Origin of the sequence: Pseudomonas sp. PDM32, from assembly GCF_019219225.1 — a bacterium.
GTDB classification, from domain to species: Bacteria; Pseudomonadota; Gammaproteobacteria; order Pseudomonadales; family Pseudomonadaceae; genus Aquipseudomonas; species Aquipseudomonas laurylsulfatiphila.
In genome coordinates this window covers 93,747-116,626 of sequence record NZ_JAHUWE010000005.1, presented here as the reverse complement: position 1 = coordinate 116,626, position 22,880 = coordinate 93,747, and the positions used below count along the sequence as shown (strand labels likewise).

General features: G+C 54.6%; 15 protein-coding genes and 2 pseudogenes. 10 read left to right on the top strand and 7 right to left on the bottom strand.

Going from position 1 to position 22,880, the window contains the following annotated elements; translation table 11 throughout:
• Positions 1-568: 568 nt before the first annotated feature.
• Positions 569-1,384, top strand: a pseudogene (locus KW846_RS30425) (cache domain-containing protein); the annotation flags it as partial.
• A 363-nt stretch (positions 1,385-1,747) separates the two neighbouring features.
• Positions 1,748-2,242, top strand: a pseudogene (locus KW846_RS30420) (methyl-accepting chemotaxis protein); the annotation flags it as partial.
• 355 nt (positions 2,243-2,597) lie between these two features.
• Here the strand turns inward: KW846_RS30420 and KW846_RS11205 are convergent.
• The 5 genes from KW846_RS11205 to KW846_RS11185 all read right to left on the bottom strand — a co-directional run bounded on the left by KW846_RS11205 (position 2,598) and on the right by KW846_RS11185 (position 8,714).
• Complete coding sequence (locus KW846_RS11205) at positions 2,598-3,503, bottom strand: LysR family transcriptional regulator (RefSeq protein ID WP_218482286.1); 906 nt, start codon at positions 3,501-3,503, stop codon at positions 2,598-2,600.
• 133 nt (positions 3,504-3,636) lie between these two features.
• Positions 3,637-4,974 carry an OprD family porin gene (locus tag KW846_RS11200; protein ID WP_218482285.1) on the bottom strand — a complete coding sequence of 446 codons (1,338 nt, stop codon included), beginning with the start codon at positions 4,972-4,974 and terminating at the stop codon, positions 3,637-3,639.
• Positions 4,975-5,357: 383 nt separating this feature from the next.
• Complete coding sequence (locus KW846_RS11195) at positions 5,358-7,259, bottom strand: cation acetate symporter (RefSeq protein ID WP_218482284.1); 1,902 nt, start codon at positions 7,257-7,259, stop codon at positions 5,358-5,360.
• Positions 7,246-7,590 (bottom strand): DUF485 domain-containing protein, encoded by a 345-nt coding sequence (locus tag KW846_RS11190; RefSeq protein ID WP_168426229.1) that lies wholly within the window; start codon positions 7,588-7,590, stop codon positions 7,246-7,248. Before KW846_RS11190 ends, KW846_RS11195 begins: the two co-directional genes overlap by 14 nt.
• Positions 7,587-8,714 carry a M20 family metallopeptidase gene (locus KW846_RS11185; protein WP_218482283.1) on the bottom strand — a complete coding sequence of 376 codons (1,128 nt, stop codon included), beginning with the start codon at positions 8,712-8,714 and terminating at the stop codon, positions 7,587-7,589. The genes KW846_RS11190 and KW846_RS11185 overlap by 4 nt, the downstream gene beginning before the upstream one ends.
• A 353-nt stretch (positions 8,715-9,067) precedes the next feature.
• Here KW846_RS11185 and KW846_RS11180 point away from each other — a divergent pair, with 353 nt between their 5' ends.
• Positions 9,068-10,408, top strand: coding sequence for an aminotransferase class I/II-fold pyridoxal phosphate-dependent enzyme (locus KW846_RS11180; RefSeq protein ID WP_218482282.1), 1,341 nt, complete (start codon positions 9,068-9,070; stop codon positions 10,406-10,408).
• Positions 10,409-10,502: 94 nt separating this feature from the next.
• Here KW846_RS11180 and KW846_RS11175 read toward each other — a convergent pair whose 3' ends face one another.
• Positions 10,503-11,222 carry a DJ-1/PfpI family protein gene (locus tag KW846_RS11175; RefSeq protein WP_218482281.1) on the bottom strand — a complete coding sequence of 240 codons (720 nt, stop codon included), beginning with the start codon at positions 11,220-11,222 and terminating at the stop codon, positions 10,503-10,505.
• Between the two features lie 222 nt (positions 11,223-11,444).
• Between KW846_RS11175 and KW846_RS11170 the strand changes: the two genes are divergently transcribed.
• From KW846_RS11170 to lipA, 7 genes are all read left to right on the top strand, one after another.
• Positions 11,445-12,953, top strand: coding sequence for a sigma-54-dependent transcriptional regulator (locus tag KW846_RS11170; protein ID WP_218482280.1), 1,509 nt, complete (start codon positions 11,445-11,447; stop codon positions 12,951-12,953).
• 322 nt (positions 12,954-13,275) lie between these two features.
• A complete protein-coding gene (gene gcvH, locus KW846_RS11165; RefSeq protein WP_177054718.1) occupies positions 13,276-13,659 on the top strand; it encodes a glycine cleavage system protein GcvH in 384 nt (127 codons plus the stop codon).
• Positions 13,660-13,667: 8 nt separating this feature from the next.
• On the top strand, positions 13,668-16,520 hold the full coding sequence (gene gcvP / locus KW846_RS11160; protein WP_218482279.1) for an aminomethyl-transferring glycine dehydrogenase: 2,853 nt from the start codon (positions 13,668-13,670) through the stop codon (positions 16,518-16,520).
• A 20-nt stretch (positions 16,521-16,540) separates the two neighbouring features.
• Positions 16,541-17,797 (top strand): serine hydroxymethyltransferase, encoded by a 1,257-nt coding sequence (glyA, locus tag KW846_RS11155; protein ID WP_218482278.1) that lies wholly within the window; start codon positions 16,541-16,543, stop codon positions 17,795-17,797.
• 176 nt (positions 17,798-17,973) lie between these two features.
• Positions 17,974-19,350, top strand: a complete 1,377-nt coding sequence (locus KW846_RS11150; protein WP_218482277.1) for an L-serine ammonia-lyase — start codon at positions 17,974-17,976, stop codon at positions 19,348-19,350.
• 41 nt (positions 19,351-19,391) lie between these two features.
• Positions 19,392-20,516 carry a glycine cleavage system aminomethyltransferase GcvT gene (gcvT, locus tag KW846_RS11145; RefSeq protein ID WP_218482276.1) on the top strand — a complete coding sequence of 375 codons (1,125 nt, stop codon included), beginning with the start codon at positions 19,392-19,394 and terminating at the stop codon, positions 20,514-20,516.
• A 31-nt stretch (positions 20,517-20,547) separates the two neighbouring features.
• Positions 20,548-21,534 carry a lipoyl synthase gene (gene lipA / locus KW846_RS11140; protein ID WP_218482275.1) on the top strand — a complete coding sequence of 329 codons (987 nt, stop codon included), beginning with the start codon at positions 20,548-20,550 and terminating at the stop codon, positions 21,532-21,534.
• A 156-nt stretch (positions 21,535-21,690) separates the two neighbouring features.
• On the opposite strand, the gene KW846_RS11135 is transcribed toward lipA, so the two are convergent.
• Positions 21,691-22,815, bottom strand: coding sequence for an XdhC family protein (locus KW846_RS11135; RefSeq protein WP_218482274.1), 1,125 nt, complete (start codon positions 22,813-22,815; stop codon positions 21,691-21,693).
• Between the last annotated feature and the right edge of the window lie 65 nt (positions 22,816-22,880).

Below are 22,880 nucleotides of genomic sequence, written 5' to 3'. Positions count from 1 at the left end.
CAACACGCAGCGCCATGCAATACAGTACATACGACTGGACTCGAAGCTACCGTTACGCCAACAGATGCAGACCATTTCCCGTAGCAGATCTGACATTTTTACGCGCGAGTAATAGATGGAGTGGCTACCTGCCAAATGCTGGAGTAGCCGTCCTACATACCTTGCGTGGTCAAACGGGTACCATCTGTGCTGCAGCAGTAGCTAATCTCGCATAGTAGATATCAAAGCACCGCATCGAGCAGAGAGTAGCGTTATCGAAAAATCGGCTCTGCACTTATCCCCCCCTCTGTCGTCACTCTTAATACACTCCCAGTAGCTATACGAAGAGCGATTCAAGTGACGGCCCGCTGCAAGTGGTAGTTGCATTTTTGCAATGCTGATTGCGAAAACGCCGGTTATGGCAAACGCTTTATGCCGCCGATACTCCGTGAGTCAGCGCCTTAACTTTCGGAAAAATAATGACTAGAAGCTACTTTGACAGCAGGCTCCTGCAATCTATCGATACCCCTCAACTGCATGACTTGCAGAAACGGAATTGGACCACGCACCAATTCGGGGGTTATGTCATATGAAACTTCGTAGCAAGGTTATCCTTCTGGCGCTTGTCCCTACCTTTGTTCTTGCCGTGGCAGTGAGTGCGGTCTCAATAACCGTGCTATTTCGCTTGGCTCAGGAGGAGGTCGAGCAAGCCCGGCAACTACTGTTAAAAGAACGTAGTGCAGCGCTCGAAAACCATGTCCAGATGGCTGTCTCTTCCGTAAAAGCCATCTATGACAGCTCGAGCTTTGGCGACGTGGAGGCCAGAGATCGCGCAGTACAGATCCTGCGCAAGCTCTCCTATGGAGAACAGGGCTATTTTTTTGGATATGATCGAGACATCGTGCGACTGTTTTGGGCTGACAAGGATATCGACATAGGTATTAGTTTTTATAACGCAATGGACGCTAACGGTGTTTACGTTATCCGTGAACTGAACCAGCTAGCGCGTGAGGGTAAACATTTCCTGCGCTACGACTGGCCCATGCCAGGCAGTGACAAGCCGGTTCCGAAGCTCGGTTACTCAGTGCTCCTAGACAAGTGGGACATGATGATCGGTTCCGCGGTAAACCTTGATGACATTGAGGAGGAAGTCAGTCGCATTGCGCAAACCCAATACACTCGAATCAATACTCTAGCCACAGGTATTGTGATTGCGGACCTGGTGTTACTGCTCTTGATTGCGGTCATCGCTGTGATCCTGGGTAATTCGATTATCAAACCTGTCTTGGTTATCCAATCCAATCTCGATGATATCGCCGCCGGTGAAGGTGATTTGACTCGTCGCCTACCTGTCACCAGCAAAGATGAACTTGGAGCCCTAGCCGATTCCTTTAACCAGTTTGTCGAAAAAATTCATGGGGTGGTGAGGCAGATTGTCGAGGTCACTCGCGATCTTGCTGAGCATTCAAAGGAAATGGCCGCCCAAGCACAACAAACTGAACTCGTGATGGATCGCCAAAAACTAGAAACAGACCAAGTCGCGACAGCGGTGCATGAAATGTCTGCTGCGTCACACGAAATCGCTCGTAGTGCTCAAAGCGCTGCTACTGCCGCTAAAGAAACAGATGAGGTTGGGACTGCTGCCCGGAAGGTCGTAAATGGAGGAATCGGGAGTATTCATTCATTGATTGAAGACGTGAAGGTGACGAGCATATCGTTAGACCGGCTTCAGCACGATGCGCAGTCAATTGTCGGTGTGCTTGACGTCATACGCTCAATCGCCGAGCAGACCAATCTGTTAGCGTTGAATGCTGCTATTGAAGCGGCTCGAGCAGGAGAGGCTGGCCGTGGTTTTGCAGTGGTCGCGGATGAAGTGCGAGCTCTCGCAAGCAGGACACAAAACAGTACCCAAGAAATTCAAGGCATGATTAATCGCCTCCAATCAGGCACCTCAGCTGCCGTGAAAGCGATGGTTAGCTCCAGTGAAAAAGGCAAAATTTCCGGCGATCAAGCTAACGAGGCAGGTGATTCGTTAGACGCTATGGCTCAACTAGTCAGTACTATCAATGGCATGAGTGCTCAGATTGCCACCGCCGCCGAGGAGCAAACAGCAGTCGCTGAGGAGATCAATCAAAGCATGACCAGTATTGCCCTAGCGGCTGAAATGGTTGCACAAGAAACTCAAAAGGGCGCCGCTACCGCAAGAAGTGTCGCTGGACTTGGTAGCAGGCTTGACGCACTTGTTAAACAATTCCGCATCTGATCTTTGTTGTCGCAATACCGATCATTGGTCTGCCCCCCCCCCCCAGAATACGCTTACTGTGTGGTATCGAGTTCTTAGGTCATGAGCTCCGTTGCCTGGTGCTTTGACCCACGGAGCCCGCTGCATGGGGCAAAACAATGACCGAGGCCAGCCATTCGGCGACGAAAAGCCTAGATGTCGCAACCTAATCCGGCGAGACCGAGTTTGAGTGCACTGGTATCGGAAATATCGGGGCTTTGTGCCTGATCAGTTTCAGGATGCCCTGGGATATTTGAGTCGCTAGGACATCTTTTACTTCAGGGCTGTCGGCATCGTGACGGAGTCTGGAGTGACACCGCTGTCAGATGTCAGGCTATCAATCGGTTTGAGCGAATAGTGGATCCTTAAGAAGGAGAGTCTCGAGGAAACTGACCGTCGCTTTAACGCGAGGTATGTATCGTAGTTCATGGTGTACGCCTAGCCATAAGTCTCGGGTTACGCGGACGTCTTCAGCTAATAGCCGACGTAGCCCGAAGCGGCTAGCGTCCGCGAACTCGGGTAGTAGCACTATTCCGACGCCCGCCGCGGCAGCAAACATTTGCGCGAGCATGCTGGAGGATTGGAAAGCATAAGTCGGTTTATCCACTACCTCTTCAAGCCAACGAACAGCATTGATATGAATCAGATCACCGATATAGCCCACAAATTTGTGCTGAGATAATTCCCCGGCGTTCTCAGGGGCGCCGTACTGCTCGATATAGCTAGGGGCAGCATACAGATGGAGTGAAAACCGCCCCATATGCTCAGTGTCGAGGCCTTTTCCATGAGGCTTGAAAAAGCCCAGAAATACATCAGCTTCTCGACGAGAGACATACAGCTGCTGCGCAGAGGTGACAAGTTCGACAGTTATGGCTGGAAATTCACGATTGAGGTCCACCAATCTGCTGCTGAGGTATAGCGATGCAATGCCCTCCATGGTGCCAATGCGCACTGGACCATGCAGAGCATTTGATCTCCGTTCAAGCGTTGCGGTCAGCGCCGCAAAGCTGTTGTCCATTTCTTGCACCGACTCAAGCAATTCTCCGCCAAATCCATTTAGAGCAAACCCCATGTGATTTCGCTCGAACAAGCTGCCGCCAAGAACGTATTCAAGCTGAGCAACGCGCCGACTGACCGTGGATTGGTCGATGCTCAGCTTGCGTGCTGCCTTCAGCAAGTTGCCAGTTCGCGCAACGGCCAGAAAGATCCTCAGATCGTTCCAGTTAAGATGGTCTAGAGACACAGAGTACCCTCGGTTACAGATTGAGTAGGACAAAGCACAAAGGTCCTGAAACAGGCCGGGCTTTTTGGAACAAAAAATTGCGCGAAAAAAAAGCCTCACCAAAAGGCAAGGCTTTTTCCCGCAGAGACGCCGATTACATAAAGCTGTAGGTGTAATTGAAGATCAGACGGGTCTGGTCCTGGGCACTGATATTGGTATCGCCACGATACGTGCCGTGACGCAGTGTCGTACCAAACCCTTTCAACGCTCCTGTTTGAATCACGTAATCAACGCGCAGGTCGCGCTCCCATTCGGATTGGTCGTTACCTATTCCATTGGTAGCTTTGATGTTTTCACCGCGCAGATAGGCGGCCGAAGCCTTCAGGCCTGGAATGCCCAGCGAGGCGAAGTCGTAGGTGTACTGACCGAAAGTGGTGTTTTCACCGGCACGGACGAAGCTGTTGATCATGGCGTCGGTGAACAGGTAGAAACTTGCACCACCGGAACCGTAATTGTGGCCGCTGTTATTGAGCAGGCTTCCCTGATTCAAATAGACGAAGCCGCCGTCATCGTTGACGCGCTGATGACCGACCAGGAAGGCGTTGCCACCTAGGGTGTAAGTGAACATGGCGCTCCAGGTCTTGTTATCGACCTCGCCTGGGTTCTTGGCGAACCCACCGTTGTTATTGAATGTGTAACCCGGATCGCCGTTCTTGCCATCGGAACTGCTATCGAAATAGCGAATGTCGGTCTTGAACGACTGGTTTGTGCTGATCGGGTAAACGTGCACCAAGCCAAGGAAGTTCTGCTTATAGTAGTCTTCTAGGTTCGCATAGTAGTACTGCAGCGTCAGGTCCTTGGTGACCTTCCAGTCAGCACCGGCATAACGGAACTGGTTACTTTCCTGGGTACCACCATTCACCGCCAGGCCGGTGCTGTTGCTCGAGGCGCGACCTGTCGCGTGCTCCAACTGACCCACGTTGAAGGTCACGTTGTCGATTTCCTTCGAGGTGACGGTGCCACCCTCGAAAGTTTGTGGCAGCACGCGAGTGTCGTTCGCAATTAGGATCGGCATGTTTGGCTGCAGACCACTACCGTAATGGGCCTCTGTCTTGGAGAAGCGAGCTTTGACGTTGCCCGCAAGGCGACTCCATTCATCCACTGCCGAGCCATCAGAATCGCTAGGAGAGAAAGAGTTATTGTCCGGGTGATGGCCCTTGCCACCGTCCAGATGGATACCGACCAGCGCCTGGGCGTCAAAACCGAAACCGACGACACCTTGGGTGAAGCCTGACTGGAAATCGAACTTGAGTCCCTCAGCGGTTTCTCGCTGATTGTTAGCAGGAGTACTCGGACCTTCGCGAGCATCGGCGTTGTAATAAATGGTTCGCGAACTGACGGATACCTTGCTGTCTTCGATGAAGCCTGCAGCGACTGCCTGCTGCGTCAAAACCCCCGCAGCCACGGCTAGGGTCAAGGTGAACTTGCTCATTGTGAAGCTCCTCTCGTTTTTATAGTTGTGTTCTTGGCCCAGATTCATTTCCACCGGTTCAGTGATTGGCTCTATTGCGTGAGTTATAAGTCTCTAGTTTTTACTTATAAACCTATGGCATTAGTCAAATCAGCTGCCACTTGCCTTTAGAGTGTGATGAATCCGAAATAATTGCTTAGACAAGTTTTGATTTGTGTGTTGAGACGCGTGAAAAGGTGCTGGCTCCTTAAAGGATTCGGGAGCCAGCATCGATGCCAAGTGGTAATTCGAGCGTGCGGTTGTGGTGCGCTTTGGGGATGCGGCCCTTCAGCTACCGCACACTACAACAACTTCCATGTATTTTTTGTCGTTAAGAGTACAATGATGAAACATATTAGATCATGTTAATGATTAACAGCCTCTTCCACTCCGATACCACTGTCACGTCGAAACACTAGAGCCCGCCATTTTTCATCAGCATCTATCCGCCGCCGGTAGAGCAAAGATCCCAATACTAGAAAGAGTGCACCGAGTGGAACGGAAATTATTCCTGGGTTTTTCAAACTGATCAGCGGCTTTTCCAAACCAACCAAACTTGTTGTTTGTGTGCCAGTAGCGTCAAATTTATCCTTGTTCGCCTGTAGATTTACGCGTGCCTTGGAAATTTTTGAGGTAAGGGAATCGATTTCGTTCTGGTTGAGGTTTGGCTCATCAAGACGCAGTTTTAGCGTCCGAATTTCGTCAGTTAGGTTATTCATAGCTAACGTAGTATCTGCTCGAATGGCCAATGGGTATTGCATGTTAGGCGAAACGAGTACAAGAGCTATTGCAGTTAACGTTCCACCAAGTACTCCACAGATAACACCAAATATGTTGCAGTGTTTCCAGTAAAGCGTACCTATCAAGGCGGGAAGGTTGGCAGATGCTGCAACGGCATAAGCAAGTGCGACCAACTGTGCCACATTTTGCCCTTTGGCTAACAGGCTCGCGAAAATAGCAACTGCACCTACAATAATCGCTGCAAGTTTCCCTGCAATCATCTGCTGCCGGTCTGTAGCTTCGCCCTTTTTGATTGCTCCTACGTAGATGTCGTGCGCCAGCGACGATGCAGCTGCGAGGGTTAATCCTGCAACGACCGCAACAATCGTAGCGAACGCAACTGCAGCTACTAGGCCAAGCAGTATGTTGCCTGATGCCGTAAGTGATCCGCCTCCGAGGAACTGCGCCAGTAACGGAGCTGCCAAGTTGCCGCCTTTCTCACCAGCGATGATGTTCGAGCTTCCCACATAATAAGCCGCGGCGAAGCCCAGGAAAATTATGAGTAAATGACATGCCCCAATCGCAAGCATGGCCCACAGCACAGACTTACGTGCGGTTTGTGCGTCACGAACAGTGAAAAACCGCATGAGAATATGAGGCAATGCGGCGGTTCCGAGCGTAAGCGCCAAACCTAACGAGACTTGCTCCATTGGGTTTTTCAGGTACAAGCCCGGCTCGAAGAATGTTTTCGTGACGAGCTTTGCATCCTCACCCGTAACAAGTGCGCGACCATGCGCAAGATAATCGAATAGCGTAGTTTGATTTATCAGCGACTCGAAAAAGTCTGCGATATTGAGATGGAGCGGTAAAAGCGCCAGAATTGTTAGCCCTGCACAAGCGGTAAGCAGCAGGCCAGCCTTGATAATTTGTACCCAAGTTGTTGCCGTCATCCCGCCAAGTGTAACGTATGCGAGCATCAGTACCCCAACGACGACGACGGAAACCTCATACTTCACGCCTAGCAAGGCATAGAGCAAGACCGCGCCACCAACAATTTGGGGGATCATGTAAGCAATTACAATTACCACGCTTGACGTAGCGGCCAGGATCTTAGACGTGCGAAAGTCATAACGATACGCAAGTACATCGCCAAATGTATAGCGGCCAAGATTTCGACATGGCTCAGCAACAAATAGAAGAACAGGCATTAATGCTACAAAGAAACCTACAAGGTAAATTATGCCGTCAAACCCATAGAGTGCGATTAGACCTGATACCCCAAGAAACGCCGCGGCAGATAGATAGTCGCCAGCAATCGCCAAACCATTCTTAACCCCAGAGATTCCTCCGCCAGCGGTGTAGAAATCACGGGTGCTTTTTCCTTGCTTTGAAGCCAGCCATGTGATGATTAGCGTCAGTAAAATGACCGTCAAAAACGCAGAAAACGCATGAGGCTTGTATTCTTCTGGTACCAAATCTGCTGCATTTGCATGGACTGTTATTAGCATAACGCCACATCCGGCAGTACAGTATTTAATTATGTTCATGGTCTGCTCTCCAGGTGCTGGCAAACAACTTTATCTGAGCATCAATGCGCTTCATGCGATATGCATAAATCAACGCGAGACCTCCAACAAAGAAATATTGCGACAATGCAAAGGCAGTTCCTATATTAAGCCCTCCAATCAGCGGTAATACATAGATATCTCGAAACCAGCCTGCGCCGATGATGAAAGCAAAATAGTAAGTGAAGAAGACCGCGCTGAGCGTTATCAACATTCTATTTTTCTCAGCCATGCACTTTTCGAATGAATCGACTGCTGACGATTTTTCGCCCATCCGTAAATCCGCTTGGAATACTTGATGAATGGTATTCACGATTGCCAGTCCTCCAGAATTCTGGAATAAATATTTACGCACTCATGAATGCGCTCCACACTGCACCATTCATCTGTTTGATGCGCACAAGAGGGCTCTCCGGGGCCAAGTACAATTGCTGGTACGTCGCCAAATACCTCTCTGAGTACAGGGCCGTCGGTAAAGAAGGCAACGGTTCGTGCCTGTGATTTCTCACCAGTAACTGACTCGACAGTTTCTGTTACCTGGCGAATCCATGGGTTGGAAAGATCGTTCGAAAGTGCCGGAACGTCGACATCCGCTGAGAGCTGCACTTTATCGCCGATATGGGCTCCAACCTTGCCGCATAAGTCGTGATGCGAGATCCCGCATACGGTGCGAATATCGATGGTGAAGGCGGAGATGTCGGGAACTGAGTTGACATTCATGCCTCCCGAGATCGTGCCAACATTCAAGGTCGGGTTGCCGAGCAATGGATCGACCGGAGTGTCAAAGTCGAATTGCCGCAATTTTTGGATCGCATCTACAGTGTGGTAGATAGCGTTATCACCAAGTTCAGGCATGGCACCGTGCGCAGTTTTCCCGTTTGCTTTGCCTGTTAGCCAGAGTGCGCCTTTGTGGCCAACAACACATCGGTTCGAGGTGGGCTCACCGATGAGCAGTGCGCCAACGTCCATGCCGGGCAGGTCAAGCTCACATAAGCGCTTAGCCCCTTCGCAGCCAGTCTCCTCACCAGCGGTCAGTACGACCAAGACTGGTGGCATAAAACCATTCGTAGTCTTGAATCTTTCCAGCGCGCTAAGGAACGCTGCAATACCGCTTTTCATATCTGAAGAGCCGCGACCGTAAAGACGATCGTCTATCACCTCGCCACCTAATGGCTTGTGGGTCCATAGGGCAGCCCCCAATGGGACTGTGTCGAGATGGCCTGTGAAACACAATCTCGATCCGGATGCCGTGGCGTTCCATGCGAGAAGATTAGACCGTCCCTTACCAATCGATTGGACCAGCGTTGCAAGTCCCAATGAGCTTAGAGCCAGCTCCAAAGCATTGACGAGCTCGCCTTCATTGCCGGGGGGATTGATCGTGTTGGTGCAAACCAGGTGTCGCGTCAGTTCTATGGGGTCACGCAGACTTAGGGGCACGATGGGATTCCTATGTTAGGAAACAAGAAGCCGAACCTAGACATGACGGCAGAAATAGCCATGTACTGGTACGTTATATTTTTTGTACCAGTAGAATTTATAGCGGCACGCCATTCAGGTCAACAGAAAAGGTACAAATGGTCGTCATCAAATACGACCGTATGTCTTAGGCATGAGTCGCGCACCTTTTTTGTCCTAGCATTTTGGCTTCATGCATCTGAACGGTGCGTCTTTGTGTGTAGGTTTGTCCCAGTTCGAGTTAGAGTATGTCTACGTGCCTAGGAGTCAGTCGTTCGCTAAACAAAATCCCCCGAGTGGGTTAAGCGATCGCAAAGAGTTAGTCGAGGATTTGTATGTTCAAGCTGCAACCCCATGAAATTGCTGAAGGCAAGGCAGAGTCGATTCGGCGTGCGATTGAGCAGGCCATCCTGGATGATCGTCTTAAGCCTGGTGAAAGCCTTCCCACAGTGCGCAGCCTTGCCGCTGACCTAGGCGTCAACAAAAACACTGTGGTTGTTGCTTATCGTCAATTACAGATGACAGGCTTGGTGGTGTCTGATGGGAGACGCGGTTCGATCGTCGCGAACCAGTCTTCGCCCGGCCCATCGTCCGAATCCGGCCTCCCTCAGATGATGTCGGTGCGTGACGGCAACCCTGATATAGCCTTTCTTCCCGACGAAAACGATATTCGCGACGCGTTCTCTCGTATGAATCTGGAGAATCACCTTTATGGTGAGCAGCGGAATAACCCAGGATTCGTGAAGTGGGCAGTGGAATGCTTCTCGGCGGACGGTGTACCCGTGGATAAGGGCATTTTTGTTTCCGCCGGCGCTCTTGATTTGATCGAGCGCGCCCTCGACGCGGCCGGGCTCGTTCCGGGTGACAAAGTTGGTGTAGAGGATCCCGGCTATATGAGTTTGCTAGCCTTGACGCGCTTGATGGGATTTGAACTGGTACCGCTTGCGCTCGATCAGCACGGAATCCTGCCAGAAAGCTTGCAGTCAGCGCTTGATGGGGGCGTAAAGGCTGTTTTGTTTAGTAGCCGTGCACAGAATCCAACCGGCATCTCGACCTCGAAAGAGCGCGCATTGGCACTGAAAGAGATCGCTGCCAATGCCGATGATGTTCTGTTCATAGATGACGATCATTCCAGCCTTCTACAGCTTGCCCCTTACAACTCTTGGCATGTTCGGGATGATGGCCCCTGGCTCGTTGTCAGGTCGTTATCCAAATTTTTGGGGCCTGACTATCGACTCGCAGTTTCAACTGGGGACGTTCAGACAATAGAGAGCCTCGAAAACAGACAGGCTGTTGGAATGGGCTGGGTCAGTACGTTCTTGCAACGTTTGGCTCTGCAGCTTCTCACTAGTCCAGCGATGCGCAGAAAATTCAGCACAGGTGGCGCAGCTTATATCGAGCGCCATACAGCGCTGCTTACTTTGCTGAGGAAAAAGGGTTTTCGCGTGCATGGGGGTGCAGGGCTTAATCTGTGGTTACCCATCGCCGATGAGCGTGCAGTTGCTGAGCGGCTGTTTGATGCTGGTTGGCTCGTGCGTACGGGGCGTGATTTCTGTGTCGCCCCCCAGTCAGGCATTAGGATCACTTCCTCAAAAATGACTCCGCAACAGAGCATTGTGTTTGTTGACGCACTTCTCGCTGCGCGCCACGCAGTGGCAACGACACTCTCCGCTTGAGCTAGAAGCAAAAAAAGGATCAATGCCACCAAGTACTTCGGTTGGCATTGATCGCCTCGCTCTCCGTGTAGAAAGCTAACCCCCCGCCGTGAACCTACGCTTCGGCCAATGCTTTATTGGCTCGTGCGGCTTGATAAGCCCGAGCAGTTCCGAGACGCTTGGCCGTAATTGGCCCTGCCCGCTCTGTGACCGCGCGCAAGACATTTGAGGGGGCGCTTTTTGGTGAGCCCGCCTGAAATGGCGGTTCCGGATCGTAAGCCATATAGAGTTGTAGCTCCTGGGCTACTGTGTCTCCTCGCAACAACGAAGCCAGTACCAGCGAACCATCTATCCCGGAAGTCACTCCGCCAGCGCTGACAAATTTCCCATCAATGACAACGCGCTCATCACTTGGGATGGCTCCAAAATACGGGAGTGTTTCCATGGCAGTCCAATGAGTTGTCGCGCGCTTCCCCTCAAGCAGTCCAGCCCCGCCGCACAACAATGCGCCGGTACAAACTGAGAAAACGTACTTTGCGTTTGCGGCTTGCTTTCGGAGAAAAGACAGCACGACCTCATCGTGCATTAAGTCTTCCTGGCCATATCCGCCTGGAACAAGCAGTACGTCGAGTTGTGGAGCCTCATCCAACGTCGTGTCAGCCAGCAACAGCATTCCGAAAAGATCACGAACCGGTTCCTTGTCCTTCCAAATAGTTAAAAAGGTCGAATTTGGCACACGCGCCAACGCTTCGAACGGGCCGGTGAAGTCGCACTGATCCATGTTCGGAAAAATCAGGCCGCCGATAGTCAGATGGGTTTCTAGTGGAATGGTCATGCTTGCTCCGACATCATCAAGGTTTGTGGTACAGCGTGAGTTATGTACCAGTACAATTATAGGCTATTGTCTTACCTGTCAATAAATTTTGGCTCGGCAGCCATGGCGTACCAGAAATTTCGGCATGAGGTTTTGCCCCTCAGATCACTGAGGCTGGGCTACTACCCCGGAATATCGGTAACAGCTTTTCGCCAAGTCAAACGCACCCTCGTTAGGTCACCTATGCGCATCCACGTCACTTTCATCGATCGAGTTGGTATCACCCAGGAAGTACTAGCCCTGCTTTGCGGGCGCAGTTTCAATTTGGATGCTGTGGAGATGGTCCCGCCGAATGTTTACATTGATGCTCCGACGCTTGGTGTCGAGGTGTTGGAAGAGTTGCGAGAGGCCCTTCTCGAAGTGCAGGGCGTGCAGGCGGTGAAAGTGGTCGACATCCTTCCTGGACAGCGTCGACACTTGCAGCTCGATGCGTTGCTTGCCGCCAGTTCCGACCCGGTGCTGGCGGTGGATGAATGCGGCCATGTGCTGCTGGCCAACCCTGCGCTGATTACTTTGTGCGGGTGCGAGCCTGCGGGTGAGTCACTGGCCAAGCTGTTCAATGATTCTGATTTATTGACTTCGCTGATCGAACATGCTTTTCGCTTGCCGATGCGAGAGGTTAGCCTCGGTGGGCAGACCTTGTTGCTCGATGCCATGCCGATCACTGAGGCCGGCGCTTTAATAACGCTCTACCAGCCGAGCCGAATCGTCGAGCGTCTGTCGGCGCTGCGCCATGACCATGCCGATGGGTTTGATGCGCTGCTCGGTGATTCCCCTCCCATTCATCTACTCAAGGCTCGCGCCCATCGCGTGGGAGTGCTCGATGCACCGCTGCTAATTCAAGGCGAAACTGGCACTGGTAAAGAGCTGGTGGCCCGCGCCTGTCATGCGATCAGCAGTCGGTGTGACGCGCCGTTCCTCGCTTTGAACTGCGCGGCATTGCCAGAGAACCTCGCCGAGAGTGAGCTGTTCGGCTACGCCGCGGGCGCCTTCACTGGCGCGCAACGGGGCGGGAAGCTTGGCCTGCTGGAACTGGCCGATCAAGGTACGGTATTCCTCGACGAAATCGGGGAAATGTCGCCGTATCTGCAAGCTAAGCTGCTGCGTTTTCTGAGCGATGGGTGTTTCCGTCGGGTTGGCGGGGATCGAGAGGTCAAGGTCAACGTAAGGATCCTCAGTGCGACACACCGCAACTTGGAAAAAATGGTTAGCGAAGGCCATTTTCGCGAGGACCTGTTCTATCGCCTCAACGTGCTCAACCTGCAGGTGCCGCCGCTGCGCGAGCGCGGCAACGACATCCTGTTGATGGCCCAGCACTTCATGCGGCAGGCCTGTGCGCAGATCCAGCGTCCGATTTGCCACCTGGCACCCAGCACCTTTCCCGCCCTGCTCGGCAATCGCTGGCCGGGCAACGTGCGACAACTGCAAAACGTGATCTTCCGGGCGGCAGCCATTTGTGAAACCCCTCTGGTGGATCTCGACGATCTGGACATTGCGCGCACGGCGGTGGAGCGGCAGAGCACTGCAGAGGTAACGAGCTTGGAGGAGGCTGTCGCAGGTTTTGAGAAAAACCTCCTTGAGCAGCTTTACAGCAGCTACCCCTCCAGCCGGCTACTGGCGGTGCGTTTGCAGACTTCACACAGTGCGATTGCCATCCGACTGCGCAAGTACCGTATTCCCGGTAGGCCTTGAAGTCTTGGGCGGGGTGCATGTTCGTTGCTACCAAAAGAACACTGTACGCAAATCAATACGCAGTATCGAAATCACGACAAAACCTTTGCGACCTGTCTACCTCGGCTTTCGCTTTCTGCCAGCCCGGACAATTGTATTTATTTCAATACGGCTAATTCTAATTAATGCCTTAAAAAAATCATAACTATATGATTTAAAAGAACTAATATTAGTTGGCATTGCCCTTGCTAATTCCTCACTGGACGCGCTCGCTACCGAAGTCGAGCCTGCCTATCGCCATCCACCACCCGCCGTGGATGAGTCAGAACAATGAGGATTAGATATGAGCGAATTGCGTTTTACTGAGGATCACGAATGGCTGCGTATCGAAGCTGACGGCACTGTCACCGTCGGTGTCACCGCCTTCGCCCAGCAGGCGCTGGGGGATGTGGTATTCGTCCAGGTCCCGGAGTTGGGAAGTTTTAAAGCCGGTGCTGAGGTCTCGGTGCTTGAATCCGTCAAAGCCGCTAGCACCATCGGCATGCCACTCGCCGGCGACATCGTCGAAGCCAATTCAAAGCTCATTGACACCCCGGAACTGGTCAACGAAGACCCGTTCGGCGAAGGCTGGTTCTTCCGTTTTCAACCTGCTGATCCGGCTGCGCTTGCACGAATGCTTGACCAGGTCGCCTACAACCAACTGATCCAAGACCAGGCCGACGAGTGAGGATGCCCATGACTGCGCTCCTCGTCGACACCCGTAATGAATTCATCGCTCGCCATATCGGCCCTCGTGCCGATGACGAGCAAGCCATGCTCCTGAGTCTCGGTTTTGAATCCCTGGAAGAGCTGACTGCGAGCGTGATTCCGGACAGTATCAAAGGTACCAGCGTGCTCGGTTTCGAGGACGGCCTGAGCGAAGCTGACGCCCTCGCCGCAATCAAGGCCATCGCAGGCGAGAACCAGTTGTTCAAGACCTTCATCGGCCAGGGTTACTACGGTACCTACACGCCGTCGCCGATCCTGCGCAACCTGCTGGAGAACCCGGCCTGGTACACCGCTTACACCCCATACCAGCCGGAAATTTCCCAGGGTCGCCTCGAAGCGCTGCTGAACTTCCAGACCCTGATCAGCGACCTCACCGGCCTGCCGATCGCCAACGCCTCGCTGCTCGACGAAGCCACCGCCGCCGCCGAAGCCATGACCTTCTGCAAGCGCCTGAGCAAGAACAAAGGTAGCCAGGCGTTCTTTGCCTCCGTGCATTGCCACCCGCAAACCCTTGACGTGCTGCGCACCCGTGCAGAGCCGCTGGGCATCGACGTAGTAGTTGGTGACGAGCGTGACCTGAGCGACGTGACACCGTTCTTCGGCGCATTGCTGCAATACCCGGCGAGCAATGGTTACCTGTTCGACTATCGCGAGCTGACCGAGCGATTCCATGCCGCCAACGCGCTGGTCGCGGTGGCCGCCGACCTGCTGGCCCTGACCCTTCTGGCCGCGCCGGGCGAATTTGGCGCTGACGTGGCCATCGGCAGCGCCCAACGCTTCGGTGTGCCACTGGGCTTCGGTGGCCCGCACGCCGCGTACTTTTCCACCCAGGAAACGTTCAAGCGTGACATGCCGGGCCGTCTGGTCGGTGTCTCGGTGGATCGCTTCGGCGAGCCGGCGCTGCGCCTGGCGATGCAGACCCGCGAGCAACATATCCGCCGCGAGAAAGCCACCAGCAACATCTGCACCGCGCAAGTGCTGCTGGCCAACATCGCCAGCATGTACGCCGTGTACCACGGCCCGAAAGGCCTGACGCAGATTGCCCAGCGTGTGCATCACCTGACCGCGATTCTGGCCAAAGGTTTAAGCACTTTGGGTTTGAACGTCGAACAAGCCAATTTCTTCGACACGCTGACGATCAAAACTGGCGGGCAAACCTCATCCTTGCACGTGCGGGCTCATTCACAACAGATCAACCTGCGCGTCGTGGATGCTGAACGTCTGGGCTTGTCTCTCGATGAAACCAGCACCCAGGCCGACGTTGAGAATCTGTGGAGTTTGCTGGCTGAAGGCAGCGCGCTGCCGGACTTCGCCGCTCTTGCTGCGAGCGTGCAAAGCACCATCCCAGTGGCCTTGGTGCGCAAATCTCGAATCCTCAGTCACCCGGTGTTCAACCGTTATCACTCGGAAACTGAGCTGATGCGCTACCTGCGCAAGTTGGCGGACAAGGACCTGGCATTGGATCGCACCATGATCCCGCTGGGCTCGTGCACCATGAAACTCAATGCTGCCAGTGAAATGATCCCTGTGACCTGGGCCGAGTTCGGCGCCCTGCACCCGTTCGCTCCGGCCGAGCAAAGCGCCGGCTACCAGCAACTGACGGATGAACTGGAAGCGATGCTCTGCGCTGCCACCGGTTACGACTCGGTCTCGCTGCAGCCGAACGCCGGTTCCCAAGGCGAATACGCCGGCCTGCTGGCCATCCGCGCCTATCACCGGAGCCGTGGCGAAGACCGTCGCGACATCTGCCTGATCCCGTCGTCTGCCCACGGCACCAACCCGGCCACCGCGCAAATGGCTGGTATGAGAGTCGTGGTGACCGCCTGCGATGCTCTTGGCAACGTCGACATCGAAGACCTGCGCGCCAAGGCCATCGAGCACCGCGAACACCTCGCCGCGCTGATGATCACCTACCCGTCGACCCACGGCGTGTTCGAAGAAGGGATCCGCGAAATCTGCGACATCATTCATGACCACGGCGGTCAGGTGTACATCGACGGCGCCAACATGAATGCCATGGTCGGTCTCTGCGCGCCTGGCAAGTTTGGCGGCGACGTCTCGCATCTGAATCTGCACAAGACTTTCTGCATTCCCCACGGCGGTGGAGGCCCAGGCGTCGGCCCGATTGGCGTCAAGTCGCACCTGACGCCGTTCCTGCCGGGCCACGGCAAGATGAAACGCAAGGAAGGCGCGGTCTGTGCGGCACCGTTCGGCAGCGCGAGCATTCTGCCGATCACCTGGATGTACATCCGCATGATGGGTGGCGCGGGTCTCAAGCGCGCTTCACAGTTGGCGATCCTCAACGCCAACTACATTTCTCGTCAGCTCGAAGAGCACTACCCGGTGCTGTACACCGGTAGCAACGGTCTGGTGGCGCACGAGTGCATCCTGGATCTGCGCCCGCTCAAGGACAGCAGCGGTATCAGCGTCGACGACGTGGCCAAGCGCCTGATCGACTTCGGCTTCCATGCCCCGACCATGTCGTTCCCTGTAGCCGGCACGCTGATGATCGAGCCGACCGAAAGTGAATCCAAGGAAGAACTCGACCGCTTCTGCGACGCCATGATCCGTATCCGCGAAGAAATCCGTGCGGTGGAAAACGGCACCATGGACAGGGATGACAACCCGCTGAAAAACGCCCCGCACACCGCGGCGGAACTGGTTGGCAAGTGGTCGCACCCGTACAGCCGCGAGAAGGCGGTTTACCCGCTCTACACCTTGGTCGACGCCAAGTACTGGCCGCCGGTTGGCCGGGTGGACAACGTGTTTGGCGATCGCAACCTGATCTGTGCCTGCCCGTCCATCGCCGACTACGCCTGAAAACAACAGAGGATCACACCATGTTTAGCAAACACGACCAGATCAAAGGCTACGACGACGAACTGCTAGCCGCGATTAACGCCGAGGACGTGCGGCAAGAACATCATATCGAGTTGATCGCCTCGGAAAACTACACGAGTCAACGGGTGATGGAGGCGCAAGGCAGCGGCCTGACCAACAAGTATGCCGAAGGCTATCCCGGCAAACGCTATTACGGTGGTTGCGAGCACGTCGACGTGGTCGAACAACTGGCCATCGACCGCGCAAAGCAATTGTTCGGCGCGGATTACGCAAACGTCCAACCGCACTCCGGTAGCCAAGCCAACGCGGCAGTGTTCTTGGCGCTGCTCCAAGCCGGTGACACTGTGCTGGGCATGAGCCTGGCCCATGGCGGGCATTTGACCCACGGCGCTAAAGTGAGTTTTTCCGGCAAACTCTACAACGCTAAGGAGTACGGTATCGACGTCCGTACCGGACTGATCGACTACGATGAAGTCGAGCGCTTGGCCGTCGAACACCAGCCGAAAATGATCATTGCCGGCTTCTCGGCTTACTCCAAAACCCTGGACTTTCCGCGCTTCCGCCAAATCGCCGACAAGGTCGGTGCTTACTTGTTCGTCGACATGGCCCATTTCGCCGGGCTGGTGGCGGTCGGGTTGTACCCGAATCCGCTTCCTTTTGCCGACGTGGTCACCACCACCACGCACAAGACCCTGCGCGGGCCACGTGGCGGCTTGATCCTCGCCAAGGCCAACCCGGAACTGGAGAAAAAGCTCAATGCCGCCGTGTTCCCCGGTGGCCAAGGTGGCCCACTGATGCACGTGATCGCGGCCAAAGCGGTGTGCTTCAAGGAGGCGTTGGAGCCGGAGTTTAAGTCCTATCAGGCGCAAGTAATCCGCAATGCCCAAGCCATGGCGAAGGTATTTATTGAGCGCGGTTACGACGTAGTGTCCGGTGGTACCGACAACCATCTGTTCCTGGTCAGCCTGATCCGGCAGCGTCTGACCGGCAAGGACGCCGATGCGTCCCTAGGTCGCGTCGGCATTACGGTGAACAAGAACGCCGTACCCAACGATCCACAGTCGCCGTTTGTGACCTCCGGGTTGCGCATCGGCACACCAGCGATTACCAGCCGCGGCTTCAAGGAGGCCCAGTGTATCGAAGTGGCTGGCTGGATCTGCGACATCCTCAACCACCTCGGCGATGCTGATGTCGAGGCCCACATCGCCCGACAAGTCGCAACCTTGTGCAGCGACTTCCCGGTGTATCGCAGCTGAGTTACTGAACTCAATAAGCGCAGGAACGAGCTGGTCCGTTCCTGCGCTAGGACTTCATTTTGGAATCATTCGATGCCACGAATCACCAAACGTGAGGCGGTTAATCCGCTCCCACAAAATTATGTGTCAAACCGAAGATCGCGCCAATTCGTCTAATAAGAAACCGGAGAACAACCATGTCGTTAAGCGTGTTCGACCTGTTTAAAATTGGCATCGGCCCTTCCAGTTCCCACACTGTCGGCCCGATGCGCGCCGCTGCACGTTTTGTCGAAGGCATGCGCCATGAAGGGCTGCTGACCGCCACCACCTGCGTCAAAGTCGAGCTCTACGGCTCGCTCGGCGCTACCGGCAAAGGACACGGCAGCGACAAGGCTGTGTTGCTGGGCCTGGAAGGTGAACACCCGGACACCGTGAACACCGAGACCGTCGCCGCCCGTCTGCAAGAGATTCGCGGCAACGGTCGCTTGAACCTGCTCGGCGAACACAGCATTGCGTTCAACGAGAAAGAACACCTGGCGATGATCCGTAAACCATTGCCCTATCACCCCAACGGCATGATCTTTCGCGCCTTCGACACAGCGGGCCTGCAGATCCGCAGCCGCGAGTACTACTCGGTTGGCGGCGGTTTCGTGGTCGATGAAGACGCCGCCGGCGCCGACCGCATCGTCGAAGACGCCACGCCGCTGACCTTCCCGTTCAAAAGCGCCAAGGACCTGCTCGGCCACTGCACCACCTATGGCCTGTCGATCAGCCAGGTGATGCTGACCAACGAGAGTGCCTGGCGCCCGGAAGCGGAAACCCGCGCCGGCCTGCTGAACATCTGGCAAGTGATGCAGGACTGCGTCGCCGCCGGTTGCAGGAACGAAGGCATCCTGCCGGGCGGTTTGAAGGTTAAACGTCGGGCGGCAGCGCTGCATCGGCAACTGTGCAAGAACCCTGAATCGTCGTTGCGCGATCCGCTGTCGGTGCTGGACTGGGTCAATCTGTATGCCCTGGCGGTCAACGAGGAAAACGCCAACGGCGGGCGTGTGGTTACCGCGCCCACCAACGGTGCAGCGGGCATCGTCCCGGCGGTTTTGCATTACTACATGCGCTTCATCCCCGGCGCCAACGAAGACGGCGTCGTTCGTTTTCTGCTGACGGCCGCCGCCATCGGCATTCTCTACAAAGAAAACGCCTCGATCTCCGGCGCCGAAGTCGGCTGTCAGGGCGAGGTCGGCGTGGCTTGCTCGATGGCGGCTGGCGCCTTGTGCGAAGTACTGGGCGGCACCGTGCAGCAAGTGGAAAACGCCGCCGAAATCGGCATGGAACACAACCTCGGCCTGACCTGCGACCCGATTGGCGGGCTCGTGCAGGTGCCCTGCATCGAACGTAACGCCATGGGTTCGGTAAAAGCCATCAATGCGGTGCGCATGGCCCTGCGCGGCGACGGTCAACACTTCGTCTCCCTCGACAAAGTCATCCGCACCATGCGCCAGACCGGCGCCGACATGAAAAGCAAATACAAGGAAACCGCCCGTGGCGGTTTGGCGGTCAACATTATCGAGTGCTGATGCGCGCTCACTGCATCCGCACACTTTTTCAGGAGCTGGATATGTCCACCGAACAACTGTTGAAAACCCCGTTGCACGCACTGCACATCGAACTCGGCGCCCGCATGGTGCCGTTCGCCGGCTACGACATGCCGGTGCAATACCCGCTGGGCGTGATGAAAGAGCACCAGCACACCCGTGATCAGGCCGGGCTGTTCGATGTCTCGCACATGGGCCAGATCCGCCTGACCGGCGCCAATGCCGCCAAGGCCCTGGAAACCCTGGTGCCGGTGGACATCATCGACCTGCCGGTGGGCATGCAGCGTTACGCCATGTTCACCAACGAGACCGGCGGCATCCTCGATGACCTGATGGTCGCCAACCTCGGTAACGACGAACTGTTCCTGGTGGTCAACGCCGCCTGCAAGGATCAGGACCTGGCGCACCTGCGTCAGCACATCGGTGATCAGTGCACCATCGAGCCGCTGTTTGAAGAGCGCGCGCTGCTGGCGTTGCAAGGTCCGGCGGCCGTCACCGTGCTCGCGCGCCTGGCGCCTGAAGTGGCGAAGATGACCTTCATGCAGTTCGCCCGCGTGAAGCTGCTGGGTGTGGACTGCTTTGTCAGCCGCTCGGGCTACACCGGTGAAGACGGTTTCGAAATCTCCGTGCCGGCCGCCAGCGCCGAAGCCCTGGCTCGCGCCCTCCTGGCCGAACCGGAAGTCGCGGCCATCGGCCTCGGCGCCCGTGACTCACTGCGCCTGGAAGCGGGCCTGTGCCTCTACGGTCACGACATGAGCATTGATACCACCCCGATCGAAGCAAGCTTGTTGTGGGCCATATCTAAGTCGCGTCGTGCCGATGGCGCACGTGCGGGTGGTTTCCCGGGCGCAGAAACCGTATTCGCTCAGCAACAAGGAGGCGTTAGCCGCAAGCGTGTAGGCCTCTTGCCGCAAGAGCGTACGCCTGTTCGTGAAGGTGCACAGATTATTGATAAAGCTGGCGATGTTATCGGGACGGTTTGCAGTGGAGGTTTCGGCCCCACGCTAAATGCCCCTTTAGCGATGGGCTATGTGAACAGTGCCCACTTTTTAAGCAACGACGATGTCTGGGCGGTAGTGCGCGGAAAACATATTCCGATGAAAATTGCCAAAGCACCGTTTGTACCACAGCGCTACTTCCGAGGCTGATGCCTCAACGTTATGAGTTGATGGAGAGCGTATGAGCACATTACAAAAACCATTCCAAACGTCCCAAGTGAAAGTGGAGGCAGGTGTTAAATTACGTGGCGCGGAAAAGGTCGCTCGGATTCCGGTCAAAATTATTCCAACCGATGAATTTCCACGTAAGCCGGATTGGATACGAGTACAAATTCCCGTCAGTCCCGAGGTAGAACGAGTTAAGCAAATTCTTCGTAAACACAAACTACATAGTGTCTGCGAAGAAGCGTCCTGTCCGAACCTAGGTGAGTGTTTTTCTGGAGGCACGGCAACCTTCATGATCATGGGTGACATCTGCACCCGTCGCTGTCCGTTCTGCGATGTCGGTCACGGTCGCCCGAAACCCTTAGACGCTGATGAACCCCGCAACTTGGCGATTGCCATTGCTGACCTGCGCCTGAAATACGTGGTCATTACCTCGGTCGATCGCGATGACTTGCGCGATGGTGGCGCCCAGCACTTTGTCGATTGCCTTCGCGAAATCCGTAAGCTATCGCCAGGTGTCCAGCTGGAGACCTTGGTCCCGGATTATCGTGGCCGTATGGACGTCGCCTTGCAGATAACAACCAGTGAGCCACCTGACGTATTCAACCACAACCTCGAGACTGTACCGCGGCTGTATAAAGCGGTACGACCGGGTTCGGATTTCGAGTGGTCCCTGGATCTCTTGCAAAAGTTCAAGCTGCTAGTACCGAATGTACCGACCAAGTCAGGTCTCATGCTGGGACTTGGGGAAACCAATGAAGAAGTCATGGATGTCATGAGACGCCTGCGTGAGCATGACATTGACATGCTTACCCTTGGCCAATACCTACAGCCTTCGCGTAATCATTTGCCAGTTCAGCGTTTCGTTCATCCGGACGAATTTGCCTGGTTCGCGGAGGCAGGTAGCCGCATGGGCTTCAAAAATATTGCATCCGGACCATTGGTGCGCTCGTCATACCATGCCGATCAACAAGTTGAATTGATCGCCAACTCAAAGCGGTAGAGTGGGATGGCTAGGACTACGTCCTCAGCGATGGGGACGATTCATAGCTAAGCAATACGCTCTTGCATGGCCGACCGTCTTGGGCCGTATCCAAGAGCTTGGGCTGGTGGTGATTCAATCGGATGCTGAGGGCTTGTGTGGGTAAGCGTGTGGATATCACCCTAGCAACGCTGTCCATTCACGATCTTTGTCTTTCATAGATTTACCGTTGTACCTATTACAGAAAGCCAATATTTCTCCGGTAATAGCTAATGCAATGCTAGCAGGATTATCGCCACCTAAATCCAATCCAACCGGAGAATGAAGTCGCTTCAAATCCTCGTTATCCAAGGCTGAATCAATATCTGCTAACAGTCGCTCAGTTCGGCTCCTAGGGCCCAACTGCCCGATGTAAGCAGCCTTATACCTTAGCGCGAGCGCCAACCAGTAAGTATCTTGCTTTAGACTGTGTGTCATCACCACGACCGCAGCATCTGCGACAAGTGCTTCAAGAGCGTCAGCGTCCTGAAACTGCACACACTTGACCTCGTCCGCCTCGGGAAATGCATTGCGCCGGGCAAAATGAGGTCTCGAGTCTATAACGCTGACATGCCACCCCTGTGTTTTAGCGATACGCACCAGTGGTGGCACATCATGTCCTGCTCCGAAGATGACCAACCTGACAGGTGCTGGAATGAATTCAAAGAAAACCTCTCTGGCGATACCCTCCTGGACCAAGTGCCTTAGTGTAGAGCGCTGCTCTTGCAACGTTTCCTTGAGGCATTTCATTATCGATAAATTAAAATGGGCATTATTTATCTCTGATTTGAACTCACCCAGTGGTCCCAATGCCGCGGTTGCACCTGTTTCTAGATCGGGAGCGTTGAGGATCGTGGCGACAGCTGCAGGCATTCGAATGAGCTGAGCTTGTTGAAGCATTTCTACCGATAGGGGAACGTGTCCGGGCGAAATCCGTTCAAGAATCAAATGTATTGTTCCGTTGCAGCCTAGGCCGAACGTGAGTTCGGCGTCATCTCCATCATCCTCAGTATCCCCTGTTGAATAACTGCGTAAAATCCGTCCGGTAGAAGATGTCATCCACCAAGCTTTCCTAGCAACGTCGCTTTCAAGGCAGCCGCCGCTTACGGTGCCTATGGTCCTGCCTTGAGGAAAAATTAGCATCCTTGCGCCTGGCCTGCGATACGCCGATCCTTCAGTTTTGACTACAGTTGCCATTACGAGATCATACCCTTCAGACTGGGCAGAACTAATGGAACTCAATAACGAATCGATCTCGGACATAGTCGTTTCTCACCAGAGAATCCAGTAAACGATAAATAAGTAGTGTTGTTAGTCGATTAGGAATC

Excerpts from the sequence above, each read along its gene's own strand:
- KW846_RS11175 (WP_218482281.1), bottom strand. The coding sequence starts at position 11,222 with ATGACCATTCCACTAGAAACCCATCTGACTATCGGCGGCCTGATTTTT.
- KW846_RS11170 (WP_218482280.1), top strand. The coding sequence starts at position 11,445 with ATGCGCATCCACGTCACTTTCATCGATCGAGTTGGTATCACCCAGGAA.
- KW846_RS11200 (WP_218482285.1), bottom strand. The coding sequence starts at position 4,974 with ATGAGCAAGTTCACCTTGACCCTAGCCGTGGCTGCGGGGGTTTTGACG.
- KW846_RS11150 (WP_218482277.1), top strand. The coding sequence starts at position 17,974 with ATGTCGTTAAGCGTGTTCGACCTGTTTAAAATTGGCATCGGCCCTTCC.
- gcvT (WP_218482276.1), top strand. The coding sequence starts at position 19,392 with ATGTCCACCGAACAACTGTTGAAAACCCCGTTGCACGCACTGCACATC.
- gcvH (WP_177054718.1), top strand. The coding sequence starts at position 13,276 with ATGAGCGAATTGCGTTTTACTGAGGATCACGAATGGCTGCGTATCGAA.
- KW846_RS11195 (WP_218482284.1), bottom strand. The coding sequence starts at position 7,259 with ATGAACATAATTAAATACTGTACTGCCGGATGTGGCGTTATGCTAATA.
- KW846_RS11180 (WP_218482282.1), top strand. The coding sequence starts at position 9,068 with ATGTTCAAGCTGCAACCCCATGAAATTGCTGAAGGCAAGGCAGAGTCG.
- lipA (WP_218482275.1), top strand. The coding sequence starts at position 20,548 with ATGAGCACATTACAAAAACCATTCCAAACGTCCCAAGTGAAAGTGGAG.
- glyA (WP_218482278.1), top strand. The coding sequence starts at position 16,541 with ATGTTTAGCAAACACGACCAGATCAAAGGCTACGACGACGAACTGCTA.
- KW846_RS11135 (WP_218482274.1), bottom strand. The coding sequence starts at position 22,815 with ATGTCCGAGATCGATTCGTTATTGAGTTCCATTAGTTCTGCCCAGTCT.
- gcvP (WP_218482279.1), top strand. The coding sequence starts at position 13,668 with ATGACTGCGCTCCTCGTCGACACCCGTAATGAATTCATCGCTCGCCAT.